20 protein-coding genes and 1 tRNA gene are annotated in these 18,750 nt (G+C 75.9%); 9 read left to right on the plus strand and 12 right to left on the minus strand.

The features are described 5' to 3' along the window. Position 1: 1 nt before the first annotated feature. From ACRYM6_RS19215 to ACRYM6_RS19235, 5 genes are all read right to left on the minus strand, one after another. Positions 2-1,528, minus strand: a complete 1,527-nt coding sequence (locus ACRYM6_RS19215; RefSeq protein WP_432544494.1) for an LCP family protein — start codon at positions 1,526-1,528, stop codon at positions 2-4. Between the two features lie 89 nt (positions 1,529-1,617). Further along, on the minus strand, positions 1,618-2,040 hold the full coding sequence (locus ACRYM6_RS19220; RefSeq protein WP_432544495.1) for a DUF4190 domain-containing protein: 423 nt from the start codon (positions 2,038-2,040) through the stop codon (positions 1,618-1,620). A 48-nt stretch (positions 2,041-2,088) separates the two neighbouring features. Then, a complete protein-coding gene (locus tag ACRYM6_RS19225; protein WP_432544496.1) occupies positions 2,089-2,250 on the minus strand; it encodes a hypothetical protein in 162 nt (53 codons plus the stop codon). Next, entirely contained in the window at positions 2,250-2,966 is a 717-nt protein-coding gene (locus ACRYM6_RS19230) for a class E sortase (protein WP_432544497.1), read from the minus strand. Before ACRYM6_RS19230 ends, ACRYM6_RS19225 begins: the two co-directional genes overlap by 1 nt. Beyond that, on the minus strand, positions 2,963-3,688 hold the full coding sequence (locus ACRYM6_RS19235; protein ID WP_432544498.1) for a DUF881 domain-containing protein: 726 nt from the start codon (positions 3,686-3,688) through the stop codon (positions 2,963-2,965). The genes ACRYM6_RS19230 and ACRYM6_RS19235 overlap by 4 nt, the downstream gene beginning before the upstream one ends. A gap of 109 nt (positions 3,689-3,797) precedes the next feature. Between ACRYM6_RS19235 and ACRYM6_RS19240 the strand changes: the two genes are divergently transcribed. Beyond that, positions 3,798-4,118 carry a cell division protein CrgA gene (locus ACRYM6_RS19240; RefSeq protein ID WP_432544499.1) on the plus strand — a complete coding sequence of 107 codons (321 nt, stop codon included), beginning with the start codon at positions 3,798-3,800 and terminating at the stop codon, positions 4,116-4,118. A 103-nt stretch (positions 4,119-4,221) separates the two neighbouring features. After that, positions 4,222-5,163, plus strand: coding sequence for a hypothetical protein (locus ACRYM6_RS19245; protein ID WP_432544500.1), 942 nt, complete (start codon positions 4,222-4,224; stop codon positions 5,161-5,163). A 346-nt stretch (positions 5,164-5,509) separates the two neighbouring features. Here the strand turns inward: ACRYM6_RS19245 and ACRYM6_RS19250 are convergent, their stop codons facing one another. Continuing rightward, the gene (locus ACRYM6_RS19250; protein WP_432544501.1) at positions 5,510-6,337 is read right to left on the minus strand and encodes a rhomboid family intramembrane serine protease; all 828 of its coding nucleotides are present in this window, start codon (positions 6,335-6,337) and stop codon (positions 5,510-5,512) included. 60 nt (positions 6,338-6,397) lie between these two features. Beyond that, positions 6,398-6,922 carry a peptidylprolyl isomerase gene (locus ACRYM6_RS19255; protein WP_432544502.1) on the minus strand — a complete coding sequence of 175 codons (525 nt, stop codon included), beginning with the start codon at positions 6,920-6,922 and terminating at the stop codon, positions 6,398-6,400. Between the two features lie 174 nt (positions 6,923-7,096). On the opposite strand from ACRYM6_RS19255, the gene ACRYM6_RS19260 reads away from it, so the two are divergent. After that, positions 7,097-7,951, plus strand: coding sequence for a hypothetical protein (locus tag ACRYM6_RS19260; protein WP_432544503.1), 855 nt, complete (start codon positions 7,097-7,099; stop codon positions 7,949-7,951). Positions 7,952-8,048: 97 nt separating this feature from the next. On the opposite strand, the gene ACRYM6_RS19265 is transcribed toward ACRYM6_RS19260, so the two are convergent. Next, positions 8,049-8,121: transfer RNA gene (locus tag ACRYM6_RS19265), tRNA-Ala, on the minus strand. Between the two features lie 15 nt (positions 8,122-8,136). Continuing rightward, entirely contained in the window at positions 8,137-8,253 is a 117-nt protein-coding gene (locus tag ACRYM6_RS19270; protein WP_432510187.1) for a DLW-39 family protein, read from the minus strand. Positions 8,254-8,358: 105 nt separating this feature from the next. Here ACRYM6_RS19270 and ACRYM6_RS19275 point away from each other — a divergent pair, with 105 nt between their 5' ends. Genes ACRYM6_RS19275 through ACRYM6_RS19295 form a run of 5 tightly spaced genes read left to right on the plus strand, consistent with a single transcriptional unit; the run spans position 8,359 to position 14,525 of the window. After that, entirely contained in the window at positions 8,359-9,483 is a 1,125-nt protein-coding gene (locus tag ACRYM6_RS19275) for a glycosyltransferase (RefSeq protein ID WP_432544504.1), read from the plus strand. Next, complete coding sequence (locus tag ACRYM6_RS19280) at positions 9,480-10,835, plus strand: O-antigen ligase family protein (protein WP_432544505.1); 1,356 nt, start codon at positions 9,480-9,482, stop codon at positions 10,833-10,835. The genes ACRYM6_RS19275 and ACRYM6_RS19280 overlap by 4 nt, the downstream gene beginning before the upstream one ends. After that, positions 10,823-11,917: a glycosyltransferase gene (locus ACRYM6_RS19285; protein ID WP_432544506.1), complete on the plus strand. Its 1,095-nt coding sequence runs from the start codon at positions 10,823-10,825 to the stop codon at positions 11,915-11,917. Before ACRYM6_RS19280 ends, ACRYM6_RS19285 begins: the two co-directional genes overlap by 13 nt. Next, a complete protein-coding gene (locus ACRYM6_RS19290) occupies positions 11,914-13,062 on the plus strand; it encodes a glycosyltransferase family 4 protein (RefSeq protein ID WP_432544507.1) in 1,149 nt (382 codons plus the stop codon). Before ACRYM6_RS19285 ends, ACRYM6_RS19290 begins: the two co-directional genes overlap by 4 nt. After that, on the plus strand, positions 13,062-14,525 hold the full coding sequence (locus ACRYM6_RS19295) for a lipid II flippase MurJ (protein ID WP_432544508.1): 1,464 nt from the start codon (positions 13,062-13,064) through the stop codon (positions 14,523-14,525). Before ACRYM6_RS19290 ends, ACRYM6_RS19295 begins: the two co-directional genes overlap by 1 nt. Before the next feature lie 9 nt (positions 14,526-14,534). Here the strand turns inward: ACRYM6_RS19295 and ACRYM6_RS19300 are convergent, their stop codons facing one another. Both ACRYM6_RS19300 and ACRYM6_RS19305 read right to left on the minus strand, forming a co-directional pair. Continuing rightward, a complete protein-coding gene (locus tag ACRYM6_RS19300) occupies positions 14,535-15,656 on the minus strand; it encodes a glycosyltransferase (RefSeq protein WP_432544509.1) in 1,122 nt (373 codons plus the stop codon). After that, positions 15,653-17,038, minus strand: coding sequence for a sugar transferase (locus ACRYM6_RS19305; RefSeq protein ID WP_432544512.1), 1,386 nt, complete (start codon positions 17,036-17,038; stop codon positions 15,653-15,655). The genes ACRYM6_RS19300 and ACRYM6_RS19305 overlap by 4 nt, the downstream gene beginning before the upstream one ends. 181 nt (positions 17,039-17,219) lie before the next feature. Here ACRYM6_RS19305 and ACRYM6_RS19310 point away from each other — a divergent pair, with 181 nt between their 5' ends. Next, a complete protein-coding gene (locus tag ACRYM6_RS19310; RefSeq protein ID WP_432544510.1) occupies positions 17,220-18,611 on the plus strand; it encodes a tyrosine-protein kinase domain-containing protein in 1,392 nt (463 codons plus the stop codon). A 7-nt stretch (positions 18,612-18,618) separates the two neighbouring features. Here ACRYM6_RS19310 and ACRYM6_RS19315 read toward each other — a convergent pair. Then, a partial coding sequence (locus tag ACRYM6_RS19315; protein WP_432544513.1) for an integrase core domain-containing protein occupies positions 18,619-18,750 on the minus strand: 132 nt, incomplete at its 5' end.

Consider the following 18,750-nt stretch of genomic DNA (forward strand, 5'->3'; position numbering starts at 1 on the left):
CTCAGGCGCAGATGTCGTCCGAGGCCACGCGGGTCGCGATGGGCGTGCCCGGCGACGCCGTCGCGGACGGGGTGCCCGTCACCCGCGAGCGCACGTCCGTCACCGTCGTCCCGGCCGACCGCACCTCGACGACGACGCTCGCGCCCAGGCTCGCGTCGAGCTGCGTCCTCGCCCCGCCGAGGGCGGCCGCGACCGTGTTCGCCGAGTCCTGCCGGTCGGTGCCGTACCGGACGAGGACGTCCGCGGACGGGTCGGTGGCCTCCCCGTCGCCGGTCCCCGCCGGGACGAACCCCACGGCGGCGAGGTCCTGCGCGAGCTTGCCCGCCACCCCCGCGGTGCCGCCGACGTTGACCACCTGGACGGACACCTTCGAGGGCGCCACCAGCAGCTGCGAGGTCGCCCCCGGGTCGGTCGTCGCGCTCGCCGTCGGGGTGGCCGCCGGGCCGGCGGTGTCGGTGCGGATTTGCTGCCACAGGGTGTCGGCGGCCGCCGTCCACTGCACGCGCGCCTCGTTCGCCGGGTACGGCTCGTTGGGCACGGTGACGAACTGGACGCCGTTCGCGGGCATCTTCTGCAGGCTCTGCGCCAGCGAGGCGATCTCACCGAGGTCGGCGAGCTCGGTGTCGGTGGTGACCGACTTCGTCGCCGCGTCGAGGAAGGAGTACAGCCGGTCCGGGCGCAGCAGCATCCCCGAGCCGGTGACCTTCTGCACCATCGAGCTCATCAGCGCCTGCTGGCGGTTGATGCGCGACAGGTCCGACCCGTCGCCGATGTAGCGGACCCGGGCGTACGCCAGGGCCGTCTCCCCGTCGACCGTCTGCGTCCCCGCCGGCAGGTGCAGGTTGGCCTTCTTGTCGTCGATGGGCTCGGGCGTGCAGATCGTCACCCCGTCCAGGGCGTCGATCATCGACCGGAACCCGGAGAAGTCGACCACGACGTAGTGGTCGATCGGGACCTTCGTCAGCGACTGGACGGTCTTGATCGTGCAGGCCGCCCCGCCCTCGGAGAACGCCGAGTTGAACTGCCCCTTGTGCGCCTGCGTCGTCGTCCCGTCCTCCAGCGTGCACGCCGGGATCTGGACCATCGAGTCGCGCGGGATGCTCACCAGCGTCGCGCTCTGCCGGTCCGCGGCCAGGTGCACCAGCACCGTGGTGTCCGAGCGGGCGCCGGGGTCGGCGTCCGCCCCGCCGTACGCGCCCCCCGTGCCGTCGGACAGCTCCCGGGTGTCGCTGCCCATCACCAGGATGTTGACGGCGTCCTGACCGGTCGTGGGGTCCACCGCCGACTCGTCGCTGGGCTTGTCGCCGAGCAGGCCCGTCACGTCCTGGGCGTTGATGTTGCCCTGGAGCCGGTGGTACGCGTACACCCCGCCGCCGGCCGCCACGACCACCAGCACGACGGCCGCGACGAGGAACCCCCGCAGCAGCTTGAACGCGGTGCCGTGCGCGTGGTCGGAGTGGCGGCCCCGCGCGCGGCGGCCGGCACCGGGCACCTGGCGCTGGGGGTCCGGGTCGAGGGGAGTGGGCACGGGGTCACCGTACGGCCGCACCGGCCCCCGACCTGAGCGGAGTCGTCACAGTTGCGCAGCGCGTGCGCGAGCCCTTCACAGGGCGGGGGTCACTGCACGCCGGCGCGGGCGTTGAGGTCGTCCACGCAGCGCTGGACGGCGGCCTGGTCGCCGTTGGCGTCCACGAAGCAGTCCCACGCCTCCGACCCGCCGTTGTTCAGCGCGACCACCAGGCCCGCGATGACCAGCGCCGAGATCACGGCGCTGATGAGGATCGTGAGGGCGTTGATCACCAGGCCGGTGACGGCGACGCCCTTGTTCGTCGCCCGGCCCCGGCCCACCCGCCGGAAGCCGACGATCGACAGGACCAGGCCCACGATCGCCAGGAGCAGGCTGAGGGGGGCGGCGAGGAGCGTGAAGCACAGGAGCAGCGCCACGACGCCCAGGACCAGGCCCGCGATCGCGGCCCCGTTCTTCGGCGCCGGTCGGTCGTACTGGCCGTACCCGCTCGGCGGGGCGTACTCGCTGGACATCGTGGCCCTCCCTGGTCGGTTGCGGGTGATCGTCCCAGAGACGGGGCGCTACCGCCCCTCCACCGTGCCGTCGTTGATCGCGAGGTGGTCGGCGACGAACGGGAAGACGACGGTGAAGCACAGCAGCACCGCACCCGCGGCCACGAGCAGGCTGATGAGCAGCCGCAGCCACCACGGCCCGGGCAGAGCCCGCCACCACGCCGCGTACATCAGCCCCCCACCGGGGTCAGCGACGACGGCTCGCCGGCCGAGCGGTCCTGCACGGAGTCCAGCTCCGCGAACACGACGTACCGCTCCCGCGCCGAGTACATCGGGTGGCAGGCCGTCAGCGTCAGCCACGCCCGCGTGGGCGTCGCGCCCGGCTGGTCGGGCACCGGGGCGATGACCGAGACCTGCTTCGGGCTGACGACCTCCCAGGAGCGGACCCGGTACGTCAGCCACTGCGTGCGGGTCGCCACGACGACGGCGTCGCCCTCGACGAGCTCGGCGATCCGGTTGAGCGGCTTGCCGTAGGTCACGCGGTGCCCGGCGACGGCGAAGTTGCCGACCTGACCGGGCATGGCCGTCGCGGGGTAGTGGCCCATGCCCTCCTTCAGCTCCTCGGTGCCGGTGCCCTCGACGACGGGCACCGCGTAGTCGGCCCCGAAGCGGGGCACGTAGACGATGGCGAAGGGGTCGCCCACCGCGGGGACCGCGACGGGGTCGACCGGCGGGTCGGCGGCCGGGGCCGTCGCGGTGGCCGCCGGGGCCGGGGTGCCCGCGGGCGCCGGGGCCGCCCACCGGTCCTCCAGCGCGCTGACCCGGGCGGCCTGCGCCTGCCCGGAGGTGAAGTCCGTCCAGTAGACCTGCCAGACCACGAACAGCAGGGTCAGCACCCCGGCGGTGATGAGCAGCTCCCCGACCACCGACACGGCCCGGCGGATCACGCCGCCCCCGCCCGGGCGTGGTCGAGGCGGGTGGTGCCGTCGAAGGCGGGCAGCGCGAGGTCGTCGTCGGCGGCGACCTCGTAGCCCAGGCCGTAGGCCGCGACGTACTGGCGGTAGACGGCGACCTCGGCGGAGGCCCCCAGCGCCGCGCGCAGGGCGTCGACGTCGCCGACGGCCGCGATCCGGTACGGCGGCGAGTAGGTGCGGCCCTGCAGGACCAGGACGTTGCCGACGCAGCGCACCGCCGACGTCGACACCACCCGCTGATCCATGATCATCATCGCTTCGGCCCCCCCGGCCCACAACGCGTTCACGACGGCCTCGACGTCCTGCTGGTGGACCACCAGGTCGTCGGGCGAGGCGCCCGCGGGGCGGCGCACGTCGTCCGCGCCCGTGGGGGCGTCGTCCAGGGTGACGGCCAGCCCCGGCCCCCGGACGGCCAGCGCCCCCGAGGCCGTGCCGAGCGCGGCGTCCTGCAGCGGGTCCGCGGTCCCGGCCGGGACGTCGCGGCTGAGGGCGTCGACCTCGGCGCGCAGCGCGGCGACCTGCGCGGCGCGCGCGGCGTTCTCCCGCGAGCGCTGCGCCACGACGGACCCCAGGTCGGCGGACTCCGAGCGCAGGTCGGTGCCGCCGGCGGTCAGCGCGCTGGTCGCGAAGAGCAGACCGGCGGCGGCGAGCACGAGGACCACCCCGGCGCGCCGGACGACCCGACGACCCCCCACCTGCACCTCCGTGACCCACCGAGCGTCGACCGACCGCACACCGATCGTCGCACTACGCTGATCCGGAGGTGACGGCCCCCGTCCCCGCCCACCCCGACTGGAGGTCGACGTGCCCCGCCGCAAGAAGTCCGACGAGACGGGCGAGACGAGCGACGCGACCGCGGCCGCGACCGGTGCCACCGGCCGCAGGCGCCGCAAGGACCAGGACGTGATCGCCGACACCGACCGTGCGATGAAGCGGAAGAACCAGCTCACCCCGCGCTGGTGGATCTACACGATGGTCGGCCTGATGGTCCTGGGCCTGGCCTGGATCGTGGTCTTCTACCTGTCGAGCTCGCTGCTGCCGGTGCCGGGCTGGGACAACTGGAACCTCGTGGCCGGCTTCGCGCTGGTGCTGGTGGGGTTCGCGATGACGACCCGCTGGCGCTGAGCGTCGCGCTGCGCCCACCGGGTGAGCGCTGACGCGGCGGGAGAACCTCCCCCGGCGTCAGGGTTAAGGTGCTGTCCGACCACGACACCGTCCAGGGGGCCGAGTGCTGCACGTCGTCTACCGATCCCACGGCGGGGAGAACGCCAAGGGTCGGCCGTCCTGGTACTCCAAGGCCCTCGCGCTGGACTCGTTCCTGCGCGCCGTCGCCACGGCCCGGGCCGCCGGTGAGGGCGTGGAGGTGCTGTTCCTCAACGACGGCCCGCTGCCGCAGGACCGCCTCGACCTGGTGCGAGCCCACGGGTCCGTGCGCGCCATCACCGGGGGCAGCAACCGGGCCAGCTACCTGGCGGCGCTGAAGCTCGCGGCCCGCTCGGACTGGTCCGCGCAGGACCTCGTGCTGTTCGCCGAGGACGACTACCTGTGGCGGCCCGACGCGCTGGTCTCGCTGCTGCGCTCGGCGGCCGGGCACCGCGCGGAGTACTTCGCCCCCTACGGCGTCGGCACGCACGACGACATCGAGGGCCGGGTGCCGCAGTGGCGCCGCCCGCGGTCGGCGCGCGGCGAGGACGCCATCCCGAGCAGCGCGGTGCGCTGGGTGCCGCACGAGAGCACCACGAGCACGTTCGCGGTGCGCGTGGGGGCGCTGCGCGAGGACCACCGGCTGCTGGTGCTGTGCTGCCTGTCCGGCGGCGACTTCGACCACACGAGCCTGCTGGCCGTGCAGGGCATCCCGCGCTTCACGGCCCGCGACCTGGTGCACCACCACCCCGGCGCGTCGTCGAACCCGGTGCTGCGGGTGGCCCGCGCCGCGTACCTGACGGCGGTCCGCGGTGCGGTGGACGTGGCCTCGCTGCGCCGCCCGGCGCGCCGGCGGCGGCTGGCGGCGGCCGACCCGGCCGTGTGCACGCACATGGAGGACGGCTGGCTGGCCCCGGCCCCGACCGGGCAGCCGGGCTACTGGGAGGACCTGGCGGCGGACACGCGGCGCTGGGCCGAGCGCGGGCGCGACGCCGAGACGGACCCCCGCCCGACCGTGGGCGTGTGACGGGACGCTGACCGTCCCGGCCCTGCCGTGACGCTGAGTCACCAGCAGGGCTTCCCCCGACCTCCCGGCCGACCCCCCGGCCGACCCGGTGTTGTCCACCACCTGGGGACGGAGTGTGGATGACGACCCCCGTCGTCCACAACCTTTGTCCACCGACTTCTCCACAGCCTGTGGACGACTGTGGGAAACCCCGAGGGACGTCCACAGCGATGTCCACGGGCTGGGGATCGCCGACAGCGGTTCGCACAGGTGTGCGAAAGCCTGTGGACAGCAGTACGGCGGTCCTGCCGCGGCGCGCTCCCCCGGCGCCGACTCCGATGCGTCACCACCTCCCGGTGGCCCCGCGTCAGAAGGGCGAACGGGTCGCCGCGTACGCCAGCAGCGCGAGCACCACGACCGCCACGGCCCCCGTCCCGGCCCACTGCACCGCCCGGCGGCCGCGACGGCCCCGGGCCAGCGCCGTCGCCACCAGCGCCCCGGTGACCAGCCCCCCGAGGTGGGCCTGCCAGGAGATGCCCGCGACGAAGACGCCGACGAGGAAGTTCACGACGATGAGGGCCGCGATCTGCCCGGTCTGCCGCCCCAGCTGGCGGTTCACCACGAGCAGGGCCGCGAACAGGCCGAAGATCGCGCCCGAGGCACCCACCAGGGAGCTGTTCGCCGTGAACGGCAGCAGCAGCCCCCCGACGGCCCCGCCGAGCGCGGAGAGCACGTACAGGGCGACGAAGCGGACCCGGCCCAGCAGCGGCTCGAGGTACTGCCCCGTGATCCACAGGGCGTACATGTTCAGCAGGAGGTGCAGCGGGCTGCCGTGCAGGAACGCCGACGTCAGGGGCTGCCACCAGGTGCCGGGGCCGAAGGCGTTGGCGTAGTAGCCGTTGACCAGCGGCAGCCAGTCGTACACGGACGACGGCAGCACGTACCGCCCGGCGAACATCACCAGGCACGCCCCGATGAGGACCTTCGTGACGACCGTGTCACGGCTCCTCAGGACCCCGCCGAACGTGCTCCGCGGCTGCCGGACGCCCTTGGCGGCCTCGGCGACGCAGTCGACGCACTGGACCCCCACCGCGGCCGGCCGCTGGCACTGCGGGCAGGCCGGGCGCTCGCACCGCTGGCAGCGCACCCACGACTCCCGGTCGGGGTGGCGGGGGCAGACGGGGACGTCACTCATCGTCGATCACGTCCGGACCAACGCGCGGGACGTCCCCGTCGTTCACGCTCGCCGCGAGGGTCAGTCGCGCTCGACGTCCACCGAGCTGATTACGACCGGCTCGCGCGGGGCGTCGCCCGGGCCGACGGGCACGGTCGCGATGGCGTCCACGACGGCGCGGCTGGCGTCGTCGGCGACCTCACCGAAGATGGTGTGCTTGCCGTTGAGGTGCGGGGTGTTCGTGACGGTCACGAAGAACTGCGAGCCGTTGGTGCCGTGACCGGCGATCTTGCCGGCGTTGGCCATGGCCAGCAGGTACTTCTTGTCGAAGCGCAGGTCCGGGTGGATCTCGTCGTCGAACTGGTAGCCGGGGCCGCCGCGGCCGTCGCCGCGCGGGCAACCGCCCTGGATCATGAAGCCGTCGATGACGCGGTGGAAGGTCAGCCCGTCGTAGAAGGGCTCCGACTTCTTCTCACCGGTGGCCGGGTCCTGCCACTCCTTCGTGCCCTCGGCGAGGCCCACGAAGTTCGCCACCGTCTTGGGGGCGTGGTTCTCGAACAGTTCCAGGCGGATGTCGCCGTGGTTGGTGTGCAGGGTGGCGTACATGCCCCTCATCCTTCCACGGGTCCCGCACGCCCTCAGCTCCGCGTCTGGTGGCGCACCGGCCCCACCTGCGGTGGGATGACGGTTGGTGATCGTCGCCGGCACGTCGAGGCGGGGCACGTGTCGCGGGCCCCGGACGTTCGCGACGTCAGAGCAGGACGACCCAGAGGAGGACGCATGTCGCACACGAAGAGCCGCACCGAGGTCCTGCAGGGCCAGGGCGCCGCGCTCGCCGAGAAGGTGGGCACCGCCGTCGACTGGGCGCAGCCGCGCCTGGAGAAGGGCTGGGCCGCGTCCAAGGAGGCCGCCGCGCCGCGCGTCGAGGCCGCCGTCCAGAAGGTGACCCCCGCGGTCGACGGCGCCCACCGGGCCGTCGAGGACCTCCTGCCCAAGCTCGTCGAGGCCGTGCAGGAGGCCGCCACGACGGCCAAGGAGTCCGCCGGCCCCGCCCTGACCAGCGCGACGGCCGCCGTCACCACGGCCGCCGGCACCGTGAAGGCGGCGCAGAAGTCCGCCGGGGTCGCGGGCAAGGGCGCGCGGAAGACCGCGAAGAAGGGCGCGAAGACGGCGAAGAAGCACCCCGCCGCGACGCTGGCCGCCGTGACCGGCGCCGCCGCGAAGAAGAAGCATGAGAAGAAGGGCGGCAGCGGGAAGAAGCTGCTCGTCCTGACCATCCTCGCGGCGGGCGGCGCGGCCGTCTGGGCCGTCACGCGCGGCAAGAAGGAGGACCCGTGGTCGGCCCCCGGCGCCGCGTGGACCCCCGCCCCCGCGGCGACGACGCCCACCACCCCGGCGGCGGCCGCGTCGACGGAGAAGCTCGAGGAGGCCACCGGGACGTCGGACGAGACGTCGTACGCGGGGGTCGACGACGAGGCGCCGCACGCGGCGCCGGTGCCGCTGTCCGACCCGGCCGCGGCCGCCGCGGCCGACGCCGACCCGATCGTCCAGAACTCGACCCTCGGCGGCGCGTCGGTGGACGACACGTCCGTCGCGGAGCCGACCGACGACACCGAGGGCGGCCGGAAGGCCTGACCCCGCCCCCGGCCGCTCCCCGCTGCGGGGGCGGTCGGACGGGGACGCGCGAGAGGCCGGTCACGTCGACGACGTGACCGGCCTCAGCGGTTCCCGGTGGAGGCAAGGGGACTCGAACCCCTAACCCCCTGCTTGCAAAGCAGGTGCGCTACCAATTGCGCCATGCCCCCGGGTGGTTCCGGACCTCAGCGCACCGTGTCGGTGGCCTCGGCCCACAGGTCGCGCTCGGCCTTCTGCGACGCCTTGCGGCGCCAGGCGAAGACGCCCCCGGCGAGCAACCCCACCAGCAGCAGCTTCTTCACGGTGGACCTCCTGCGACCGACGGCTACGACGCAGGAACGCTAGCACGCGACACCGTGCGTGATCGCCCTCAGGTCCACGGCCCGCGCGCCGACCGGAGGGGTGCCATGCCCACTCCCCCGCGCGCCGCCCCGGCCGCCCCCCGCACCGCCCTCGTGCACGAGTGGGTCGCCGCCCGCGCCGGCGCCGAGCAGGTCTTCGAGGTCCTCGCCGGGCTGTGGCCGGACGCCGACCTGCACGCCCTGACCGTCGACCCCGCCGTCGCGCTGGACCTGGGCGGGCGCCGCGTCCGCACCACCGCCCTCGACGCCCTGCCCGCGCCCCGGGCGCTGACGCTGCCCCTGATGCCGGCCGCCTGGGCGGCGCACGCGCGCGACGTGCAGCGCAGCTACGACCTCGTCGTCACCTCCCACCACGCCTTCGCGACGTCCAACCGGCTCGTCGCCCCCGGCGGCGTGCACCTCGCCTACGTCCACACCCCCGCCCGGTACGTGTGGAGCCCCGAGCTCGACGGCCGCGGCACCTCCCCGCTGCTCGCGCCCGCCCGCCGGGCCCTGGCCGCCGCCGACCACCGCGCCGCCCGGCGGGTCACCGCCTTCGCCGCCAACAGCGCCGAGGTCGCCCGCCGCGTCGAGCGGTTCTGGGGCCGCGAGGCCACCGTCGTCCACCCGCCCGTCGACGTCGCCGCCTTCGCCGCGGCCCCCGCACCGACCCTCGACCTGCCCGACGGCTTCCTGCTCGCCCTGGGCCGGTTCGTGCCCTACAAGAACCACCTGCTCGCCGTCGACGTCGCCGAGCGCGCCCGCCGGCCCCTCGTCCTGGCCGGCGCCGGGCCGCTGCTCGCGGCGCTGCGCGAGCGCGCCGCGACGGCCACCGTGCCCGTCGTCGTGCTGGACCGCCCCTCCCGGCGGACCGTGCACGAGCTGCTGCACCGCGCCGCCGTCCTGCTGTTCCCCACCGTCGAGGACTTCGGCATCGTCCCCGTGGAGGCCATGGCCTCGGGCACCCCCGTCGTCGCGCCCGCCCGCGGCGGCTCCGGGGAGACCGTCCTCGACGGCGTCAGCGGCGCGCTCGTCGACGACTTGCGCGTGGACGCGCTGGCCGCGGCGGTCCCCCGCGCCGAGGCGTGCACCCCCGACGGCTGCCGCCGCCGCGCCGCCGCGTTCGACGTGGGCCGGTTCCGCGAGCGCGTGCTGGCGTGGGCGGGCGCGCACGCCGGGGTCCTGCGGTGATCCTGCAGCTCGTCCTCGCCGCGGCCGGCGCCTTCACCGGCCTGCTGCTCTGCGTGACCGCCACGGACCGCACCCGGCTGGCGGTGGCGGCGTTCCTGGCGGTCCCGCAGGTGTACGTGGGGCCGCTCGCGACGGCGAACCTGCCGCTGAGCCAGTGCTGGACCATCCTCATCGCCGTCTGCTGGCTGCTGGAGCGCAAGGAGCTGCCGCTGCGCGACCCGGTGCTCCGCGCCGTCCTGCTGCTCGCCGTGCTGCAGGGCCTGGCGATCAGCTGGTCGCCGGACCCCGTGGTGGGCGTCCTGGAGGTGGCGCGGCTGCTGTCGTTCGCGTTCCTCGCGCTGTACGCCACCCGCGTCGAGCGGGAACGGCCCGGCGCCCTGGCCGGGCCGTTCACCGTCGTCCTGGGCTGGGCCGTCCTCGACGCCGTGCTGGTGTGGGTGTTCCGGCTCGCCCCGGCCGTCGAGGCCGCGTTCCTGCGGTCCCCGCTGGCGGTCCTCGTCGTGGGGCCCGACGCCATGACGGCGTTCTTCGACGGCGGCGCGAACAACGTGACCGACCCGGTGAAGGCGGGCGGGTTCTTCATCAACGCCAACGTGTCGTCGATGTTCCTGGGCGTCGCGACGTTCTGCTTCCTGGCCCTGGGGGTGGGGCTGCGCGGGCGGCGACGGCGGCTGCACGCCGCCGGCGCCCTGGTCTGCTGGTCGGCGACGTTCGCGACGGGGTCGAAGACGGCGGCGGCCCTCGCCCTCGTCCTGCCGCTGGCCGTGCGCGGCGTCCAGGTGCTCGGCCGCCCCCGCGCGCGGTGGTTCCTGCCGCAGGCCGCCGCCGCGGTCGGCCTCGGGGTGTGGCTGCTGCCGGGGCTCCTGGAGCGGTACGTGCCCGGGTACGCCGACGCCTCCTCCGAGAGCCTGGCGAGCCGGCAGCCGATGTGGGACTTCGCGGTGCAGATGTTCCGCGAGCACCTCGTCCTGGGGCTGGGGTTCGGCGGCTGGTCGCGCACGATCGAGCAGTTCGCCGCGCTCGGCATCGACGCGCTGCCGCCGCACAACCTGTTCATCGCGGCGTGGGCCTCCAGCGGCCTGCCCGGCGTCGCCGGGCTGCTGAACCTGGCCGTGACGGTCCTGGTCGTGCTGACCGCGACGGTGGTCCGCGGCGTCGGGACGCACCTGGCGCGCACGGCGGCGTTCGCGCTCGGGGCGTGGTGGTGGGTCCTGGTGCACGGGATGGGCGACAACACCGCCGTCTACGGGGAGGCGAAGTCGATGATCCTGCTGGCGATGCTGCTGGGTCTGGTGACCGCGCGCCGCGCCGCGGCCCACCGCGCGCCCGAGGCGGTGCCGTGCCCCGCGTAGCGGTCCTGCGGCACACCTTCGGGCTGCCCTCCGAGCCGTTCGTCCTCACCCAGGCCGGCGCGTTCTCCCGGTGGGAACCGGTGCTGGTCTCCCGGGACGCGCTGCCCCCCGGGGTGCCGGGCCTGTCGCTGGGCCCGCGGGCCGGGGCCCTGCACACCGCCGGGGTGTCCTCGCGGGCGCTGCGCGACCTGCTGGTCTCCGCGCGGGCCGACGCGGTCCTGGCCCACTTCGGGGTCGAGGCGGCCTGCGCGCTGCCCGCGGCCCGGCGCGCCGGGGTCCCGCTGGCGACGGTGTTCCACGGCTTCGACGCCACGACCTCCCGCCTCGACCTGCTGCGGTCGCGGCGGCTGTCGTGGTGGACGTACCTGCGCCGGACGGGCGCGCTGGCCCGCCGCGGCGACCTGTTCCTGCCCGTGTCCGACCACCTGCGGGCGCGGCTGCTGGCGCGCGGGTTCCCCGCCGCGCGGACCGTGACGCACCACCTGGGCATCCGGCTGGACGACCTGCCGGTCCTGCCCGCGCGCCCCCGCACCGTCGTCCACGTCGGTCGGCTGGTCCCCAAGAAGGGGCACGCGGACCTGTTCCGGGCGCTCGCCGGCCTGCCCGGCGTGCACCTGACGTGCGTGGGCGAGGGGCCGCTGCGGGCGTCGCTGACCGACCTGGCGCGGCGGCTGCGGCTGGACGTGGAGTTCACCGGCGCCCTCGACCACGCGGCGACGCTGCGGCGCATCGCGACCTCGGCGGTGCTGTGCCTGCCGAGCACGACCGGTCCCACGGGCGACCAGGAGGGCCTGGGCCAGGTGCTACTGGAGGCCGGGGCGATGGGCCGGCCGGTCGTCGCGACCCGGCACGGCGGGATCCCGTCGGCGGTCGTGGACGGGCGCACGGGGCTGCTGGTGCCCGAGGGCGACCCGCGGTCGCTGGCCGCGGCGCTGCGCCGCGTCCTGGACGACGACGCGCTGGCCCGGTCGCTGGGGGCGGCGGCGCGGGCGCACGTCCACGCCGGGTTCGACGTCGTCCGGCGGACGGCGGTGCTCGAGGACCTGCTCGACGGGCTGCGCGGCGCGGGGACGCGCCGGTGAGCCGGGTCGTCGTCCTCACCCGCGGGCTGCCGCTGCACCGCGCGGGCGGCATGGAGTCGGTGGCGTGGGACCTGTGCCGGGCGCTGGCCGCGCGCTGCGAGGTGACGGTCCTGACCACGGCGCTGCCGGGGGCCGACGCCACCCGGGACGGGGTGCGGGTGCGGGCGCTGCCGGGGACGGCCCCCGGCCGCTACTCCCGCGCCTGGTGGGCCGCGTCCCGCGCCGCGCTGGAGGCGGAGCTGCGCGCCGGGGGCGTCAGCGGGGTCCTGTCCGTCAGCGCGGGCGCGTTCTCCGGGGTGGACCTGCCCGCCCGGTTCGGGGCCCGCACGGTCCTGCAGGCGCACGGGACGTCCGTCGCGGAGCTCACCTCCAAGCTCGGCAGCCGCCGGCTGCGGGCCACGGCGTCGGCGGTGCGGAACGTGCGCGGGCTGCTGCGCGACGTCCGCACGTACCGGCGCTTCGACGACGTCGTCGCCGTGGGCCCCAGCGTCCGGGACTCCCTGACCCGCGCGCCGCTGGGCCGCTGGGTGGCGATGCCGGCCGTCCACCTCGTGGAGAACGGGGTCGACACGACGGTCTTCCGGCCCGACCCGCGCGGGCGGACGCGCGCCGAGGTCCGTGCCGGGCTGCGGGCCGAGCTGGCCGTGGACGGGGAGCTGCTGCTCGTCGCGGGCCGGCTGCACCCGCAGAAGCGGGTGGACCGCTCGATCCGGCTGCTGCCGCACCTGCCGGCCGCCACGCTGGTGCTGGCCGGGGACGGACCGGACCGGCCCGCGCTGGAGCGGCTCGCCCGCGAGCTGGGGGTGGCCGACCGGGTCCGGTCCCTGGGGGCCGTCGACCGCGACCGGCTCCCGCAGCTGCAGGCGGCGGCCGACGTCTCGCTGCTCACGTCGCAGTGGCGGGAGGGGCTGCCGATGGCGGTCCTGGAGTCGCTGGCCTGCGGCACGCCCGTGGTGACGTCGCTGACCACCGCCCCCGTGGCCGGGGCCGCCGCCGTGGAACGGGTCGACGCCGCCGACCCGCGGGAGCTGGCGGCCGCGGTCCGCCGGGCCCTCGCCGCCCCGCGCGGGGGGTCCCTGCTGCCGGCCCGCTACGACCTGGCGCACGTCGCCGCCCGGTACGCCGGCCTGCTGGGGGCCGGCTGATGCGCGACGCCGTGCGCCGCCTCGTGCTGGGCGGCCTGGCCGGCAAGCTGCTCGGGGCGCTGCGCGAGGTGCTGCTCGCGGCGGCCTACGGCACGGGCGCCCCGGCGACGGCCGCGCGGGTGGCCCAGACGGGCACCCTCGTCCCCGTCGACCTGTTCACCGCCGACGTCCTGTCCGCCGGGTTCCTGCCGCTGCACACCGAGCTGCTGCGCACCGACCCCTCCCGCGCGGCGAGCCTGTTCCGGGCGGTGCGGGCCGGGGCGTGGGTGCTGTCGGCGCTGCTGGTGGCGGTCCTGCTCGTGCTGGCCCGGCCGGTGGTGGACCTGCTCGCCCCCGGCCTGGACGACGCGACGGCGACCACCTCGGCGCGGTTCCTGCAGGTCATGGCGTGCGGCGTCCCGAGCTACCTGCAGTTCTCGCTGCTCGGCTACCTGGAGATGTCCCACGGCGGGTTCCGGCTGTCCAGCGTCCGCGCGACCGTGCAGAACGTCGGGATGATCGCCTCGCTCGGGGCGGCCTGGGCGCTGGGCGAACCGGTCCTGCTGGCCTCGGGCTTCACCCTCGCCTACCTCGCGCTGCACGCGTGGGGCGCGCGCAGCGTCCGCCACCTGCTGCCCACCGCCGCCGGGGCGGGGGGCCGGGAGCTGGCGCTGCGCTGCTGGCGCCGGGTGCGCCCGCTGCTGCTGCTGCCCGTCGCCCTGCAGGGGTCGGTCGTCACCGAGCGGGTCGTCGCCTCGCTGCTCGGCGACCACGTCGTCGCGGCCGTCGACTACGCCCGGTTCGTCGCGGCGACGGGCGTGAACCTCCTCGCGGTGCCGCTGGGGCTGGCGGGCCTGGCGACCCTGTCCGGGCTCGGCGCGGCCGCGGCCCGCGAGCGCCTGGTCGCGGTCCTGCCGGGGTTGCTGCTGGTGGTGGTGCCGTCGTCGGTGGTGCTGACGGTGGGGGCGGCCCCCGTGGTGCGGGTCCTGTACGCGCGGGGGGCGTTCGACGCGACGTCGGTGGCGACGTCGGCGGCGGTGCTGACGGGCCTGGGGGTGGGCTTCTGGGCCCAGTCGTGCGCGTACGTGCTGGTGAAGGCGCTGAACGCGGCCGGGCGCAACCGGGCGGCGGTGGCGTCGCTGCTGGCGGGCCTGGCCGTGACGGTCGCGGTGAACGTGCTGGCGCACCCCGTGCTGGGGCCGGTCACGGTGGGGCTGGCCGCCTCGGCCGGGTCGGTGGTGACGACGGCCGCGGCGGCGCGGGCGCTGGGGGTGGGCGCGGAGCTGGGCCGGTGGCTGCTGGTCTGCGCCCCGCCGGCGGGCCTGGCGGCGGTCCTGGCCGTGCTGGCCGGGCGGGTGGTGCCGGGCGGCGGGTGGGCGGGGCTGGTCGCGGTCGCGGGGTCCGTCGCGCTGGTGTGGGCGGTGGCGTGCGCGCTGCCCGGGCCGTGGCGGCGGGTCGCGGCGGGGGTGCTCCGCCGGTCCTGACGCGGGCGGTCAGACGCCGGTGAGCAGGGTGCGCGCGGCGTCGCGCAGCTCCTGGCCGCGGGTGGCCCAGTCGTGCCCCCGGGCGTGCCGGGCCACGCGCTCGGGGCGGCCCGGGTCGCCGTCGCGCAGCAGGTCGAGCACCTGGGCGACGAACTCGTGGCGCTCGCGGACGAAGACCGCCCCGGGCACCGGCTCGATCGCCGGCAGGGGGGTGCTGACGACGGGCAGCCCCGCGGCGAGGTACTCGTACGTCTTCAGCGGGGAGATGCCCACGGTCAGCGGGGACACCCGGTACGGCACGACCCCCACGGTCGCGGTGGCGAGCTCGGTGGCGAGGTCGGCGGCGGGCAGCGTGCCGACGACCTCGGCGCCCGCGCCGACCAGCCGCCGCCACGTCTCGTGGGCGGGGTCGGTGACGGGCCCCACGAGCCGCAGCCGGCCCGTCCCGCGCAGCGCGACGGCGAGGTCGAGCAGCAGCGGCAGGTCCACCTTGTGCGGGGCGAGGGTCCCGGCGAAGACGACCGTGCTCCCCCGGGGGACGGCGCGTTCGCGGGCGGCGGTGAAGGGGCCGGCGTCGCAGACGTTCGGCAGGCACCGGGTGGCCGTGAACCCCTGCGCGCGCAGGTGCTCCTCGACGGCGGGGCTGGTGGCGAGCGCGAGGTCGGCGCGCAGCGCGCGCTCGGCGGCCAGCAGCCGCCCGCGGTGGACGCCGGGGTTCTCGTGCAGCAGGTCGACGAGGTGGTAGACGGTCCGGTCGGCGTGCGCCTCGAGGCCGTAGGTGAAGGGCGTGTACGTCCACAGCAGGCGCGGACCGGGGTGCGCGGTCCAGCGGCGGACCTGCCGCTGCAGCAGCCGCCGGTTCAGCGCCCGCGTGGACGGCGCGTGGTGCGGGACGAGCCGGGGGGTGACGACCTCCACGCCGTCCGGGACGGCGCGGCCGGTCGTGGAGGGGGTGGCGCGCAGCCGCCGCAGCACCCGCCGGGCGTCGGAGGGGCGCAGGGCGCGGGTGCCGGCGCCCTCGGTGAAGACCACGGGCCACTGCCGGGCCAGGGCCGCGGTGACGTGGTGCTGGTTCGTCGCGATGGGGGCGTCCCAGTCGGCGGTGCCGAGGACGAGGACGAGCGGGGTCACCGCCCGGCCGCCGTGACCAGCTGGCCGACGGTCCGCAGCAGGATCTTGACGTCCAGCCACAGCGACCAGTTCTCCACGTAGTGGTTGTCGAACCGGGCGCGCTCGGAGATCGAGGTGTCCCCGCGCAGCCCGTTGACCTGGGCCCACCCGGTGACGCCGACGGGCACCCGGTGCCGCCAGAGGTAGTCGTCGTGGTCGCGGGTGAACTTGTCCACGAAGTAGGGGCGCTCGGGGCGGGGACCGACGAGGGACATGTCGCCGCGCAGCACGTTCCACAGCTGGGGCAGCTCGTCGAGGGACAGCCGGCGCAGCCAGCCGCCGACCGGGCCCACCCGGTCCTGGACGTCCCACCGGGTGTCGGAGTCGGGCAGCGGGCGCATCGTGCGCAGCTTCAGCAGCGGGAAGGTCCGCCCGTCCAGGCCGACCCGTTCCTGCCGGAACAGCACCCCGGGGCCGACCTCGGCGCGGACCAGCAGCGCGCACAGCAGCAGGACCGGGCTGACCGCGACGAGGCCGAGCGCGGAGGCCACGACGTCCAGGGCGCGCTTGAGCGGCCAGGTGGGGGCCCGGAAGGCCGGCCGCCGCAGCTGGACGAGGGGCACGCCGCGCACGGAGTCGACGGCGCGGTGGGTCGAGACGACCTGCCAGAACCGCGGGACGGTGAAGATCTCCACGTCGAGCCCCTGGCAGCTGCGCAGGACGTCGACGACGACCCTCTCGGGGGCGTTGGAGTAGCCGATGACGACGACGTCCGCCCGGTGCCGGCGCACGAGGTGGGGCAGGTCGGAGACGCCGCCGAGGACGGGCAGCGGGCGCGCCCCGGCGGGCAGCCGGGGGTCGTCGTCGACGAAGCCGACGGGGCGCAGGCCGTACCGGCCGGAGTCGAGGATCTCGACGAGCTGGGCCCCCAGGCCGCCGCAGCCGACGACGAGGGTCCGGGCCGCGACCCGGCCCCGCACGCGGTGCCGGACGCGGACGGCGTACAGGAGCGTGCGGGCGCCGACGACGAGCACGGTCTGGAGCAGGGCCGCCCGCAGGGCGGGACCGTCCACCGCCCCGAGCCCCAGGGCGCCCTGGGCGATGGAGGCGATCCCGAGCGCGCCGACCGCTCCCCCGGCGAGCAGGGGCAGGTCGTCGAGGACGCTGAGCTCCAGGCGCGGCCGGTACAGCCCCGTCAGGGCGTGCAGGACCAGCACGGACGCGGAGAAGACGGCCACGACCGGGGACCGCTGCCCCAGCAGCAGGACGACGGCCAGGACGCTGAGCGCGTCGGTGCCCAGGAGCAGCAGGGACAGCTGCGGGAGCCGGCGGGTCGGGCGGGGCGGGGCGGGCGCGAGCCGTCCGCCCGCCGGGCGCACGACGGTGCCGGGGCCGCTCGTCATCGTCACGCGTGCCCTCCCGTCCGTTTCCCGTACCACAGCGACTCCTCCGACGTGAGTGGTCGTCGTCGCGACGGCGTGTCGACTTGAGGTCCACGGTCCCGGCCGGGCTGGTTCCGACCCGTTCGGCGGACACCGGCCGCGCCGGGGGTCAACTGCCGGTGACGGGCGCCGATGGACGCCCGTGGACCTCGTCGACTACCTGCGCGCGCTGCGCAAGCACTGGATCCTCGTGGTCCTGTCCGTGCTGCTCGGTGGTGGCGCCGGGTTCGGCGCGTACTCCACCAGCGCGCCGGTGTACCGGGCCGACTGCCTGCTGTTCGTGTCGATGTACGACTCGGGCAACGCGGCGCTGCTCATGCAGGGCAGCATGTTCACCCAGCAGCGGGTGCAGTCCTACACCAGCGTCCTGACCAGCCCGAAGGTCCTGGCCCCGGTGATCCGCGAGCTGGACCTGGACACCACGCCCCGCGCGCTGGCCGAGCACGTCAACTCCACGGCGCCCATCGGGACCGTCCTCATCGAGGTCACCGTCGACGAGTCCTCCCCCGAGCTGGCCGCCGACGTCGCGAACTCCATCGCCCGGCACTTCGGCACCGTCGTCAGCGAGCTGGAGCAGGCCACCCCCGAGACGATGAGCCCGGTGCGCATCAACGTGCTGCGCCCGGCGGAGGTCCGCGGCGACCCCATCGCCCCCGACCTGGTGCGCGTGCTGGCGCTGGGGCTGCTGGCCGGTGCGGTCCTGGGCACCGGGCTGGCGATCCTGCGCGAGGTCCTGGACACCACCGTCAAGACGCTGGCGACCATCACCGACCTCGGGGCGCCCGCCCTGGGCTCGGTGCCGGCCGGGGCCGGCGGCCCGCGGCCCGAGCTCGTCGTCGACGGCTCCCGCTCGCCGCAGTCGGAGGCGCTGCGGCAGATCCGCACGAACCTGCAGTTCGCGGACGTCGACCGCCCGCCGCGGCTGGTGGTCGTGACGTCGGCGCTGCCCGGGGAGGGCAAGAGCACGACGGCGGTGAACCTGGCCCTGACCTCGGCGGCGGCGGGGCTGCGCACGATCCTCGTCGAGGGCGACCTGCGGCTGCCGCGGGTGGCCGACTACCTCGGCGTCGAGGACAGCGCCGGGCTCACCACCGTCCTCGCGGGCCGCGTCGACCTCGACGACGTCCTGCAGCCGTACGGCGACACGGGCCTGTCCGTGCTGGCCGCCGGGCCGATCCCGCTGAACCCGGCCGCGCTGCTGGGGTCCCGGCACATGAGCGACCTGCTGGAGCGGCTCCGCGAGCGCGCGGACCTGGTGGTCGTGGACACGCCGCCGCTGCTGCCGGTGGCCGACGCGGCCGTGCTGGCCCGGCAGGCCGACGGCGCGGTCGTCGTCGTCCGGCACGCCCGCACGACCCGCGACCACCTGGTCCGCGCGCTGGAGCGGCTGCGCGCGGTGGACGCGACGGTCCTGGGGGGCGTGCTGACGATGGTCCCCTCGAAGGCGTCGGACTTCTCGTACGCCTACGAGTACGGCTACGGCTACAAGCCCACGACGCCCTCGGACGCCGAGGAGGTCGTCCTGGACCGCTAGAGCACCGCTAGATGTACTGACCACTGAGGTTGGTGACGCGGGAGGCGGGCGGTAGCCCGCCGAGGGCGGTGTGGTGGCGGTGATGGTTGTAGACGTGCAGCCAGCCGGGCAAGGCCTGGCGGCGTTCAGTCTCTGAGGC

The sequence above is a fragment of the Kineococcus rugosus genome, from assembly GCF_050871975.1.
Lineage (GTDB): Bacteria > Actinomycetota > Actinomycetes > Actinomycetales > Kineococcaceae > Kineococcus.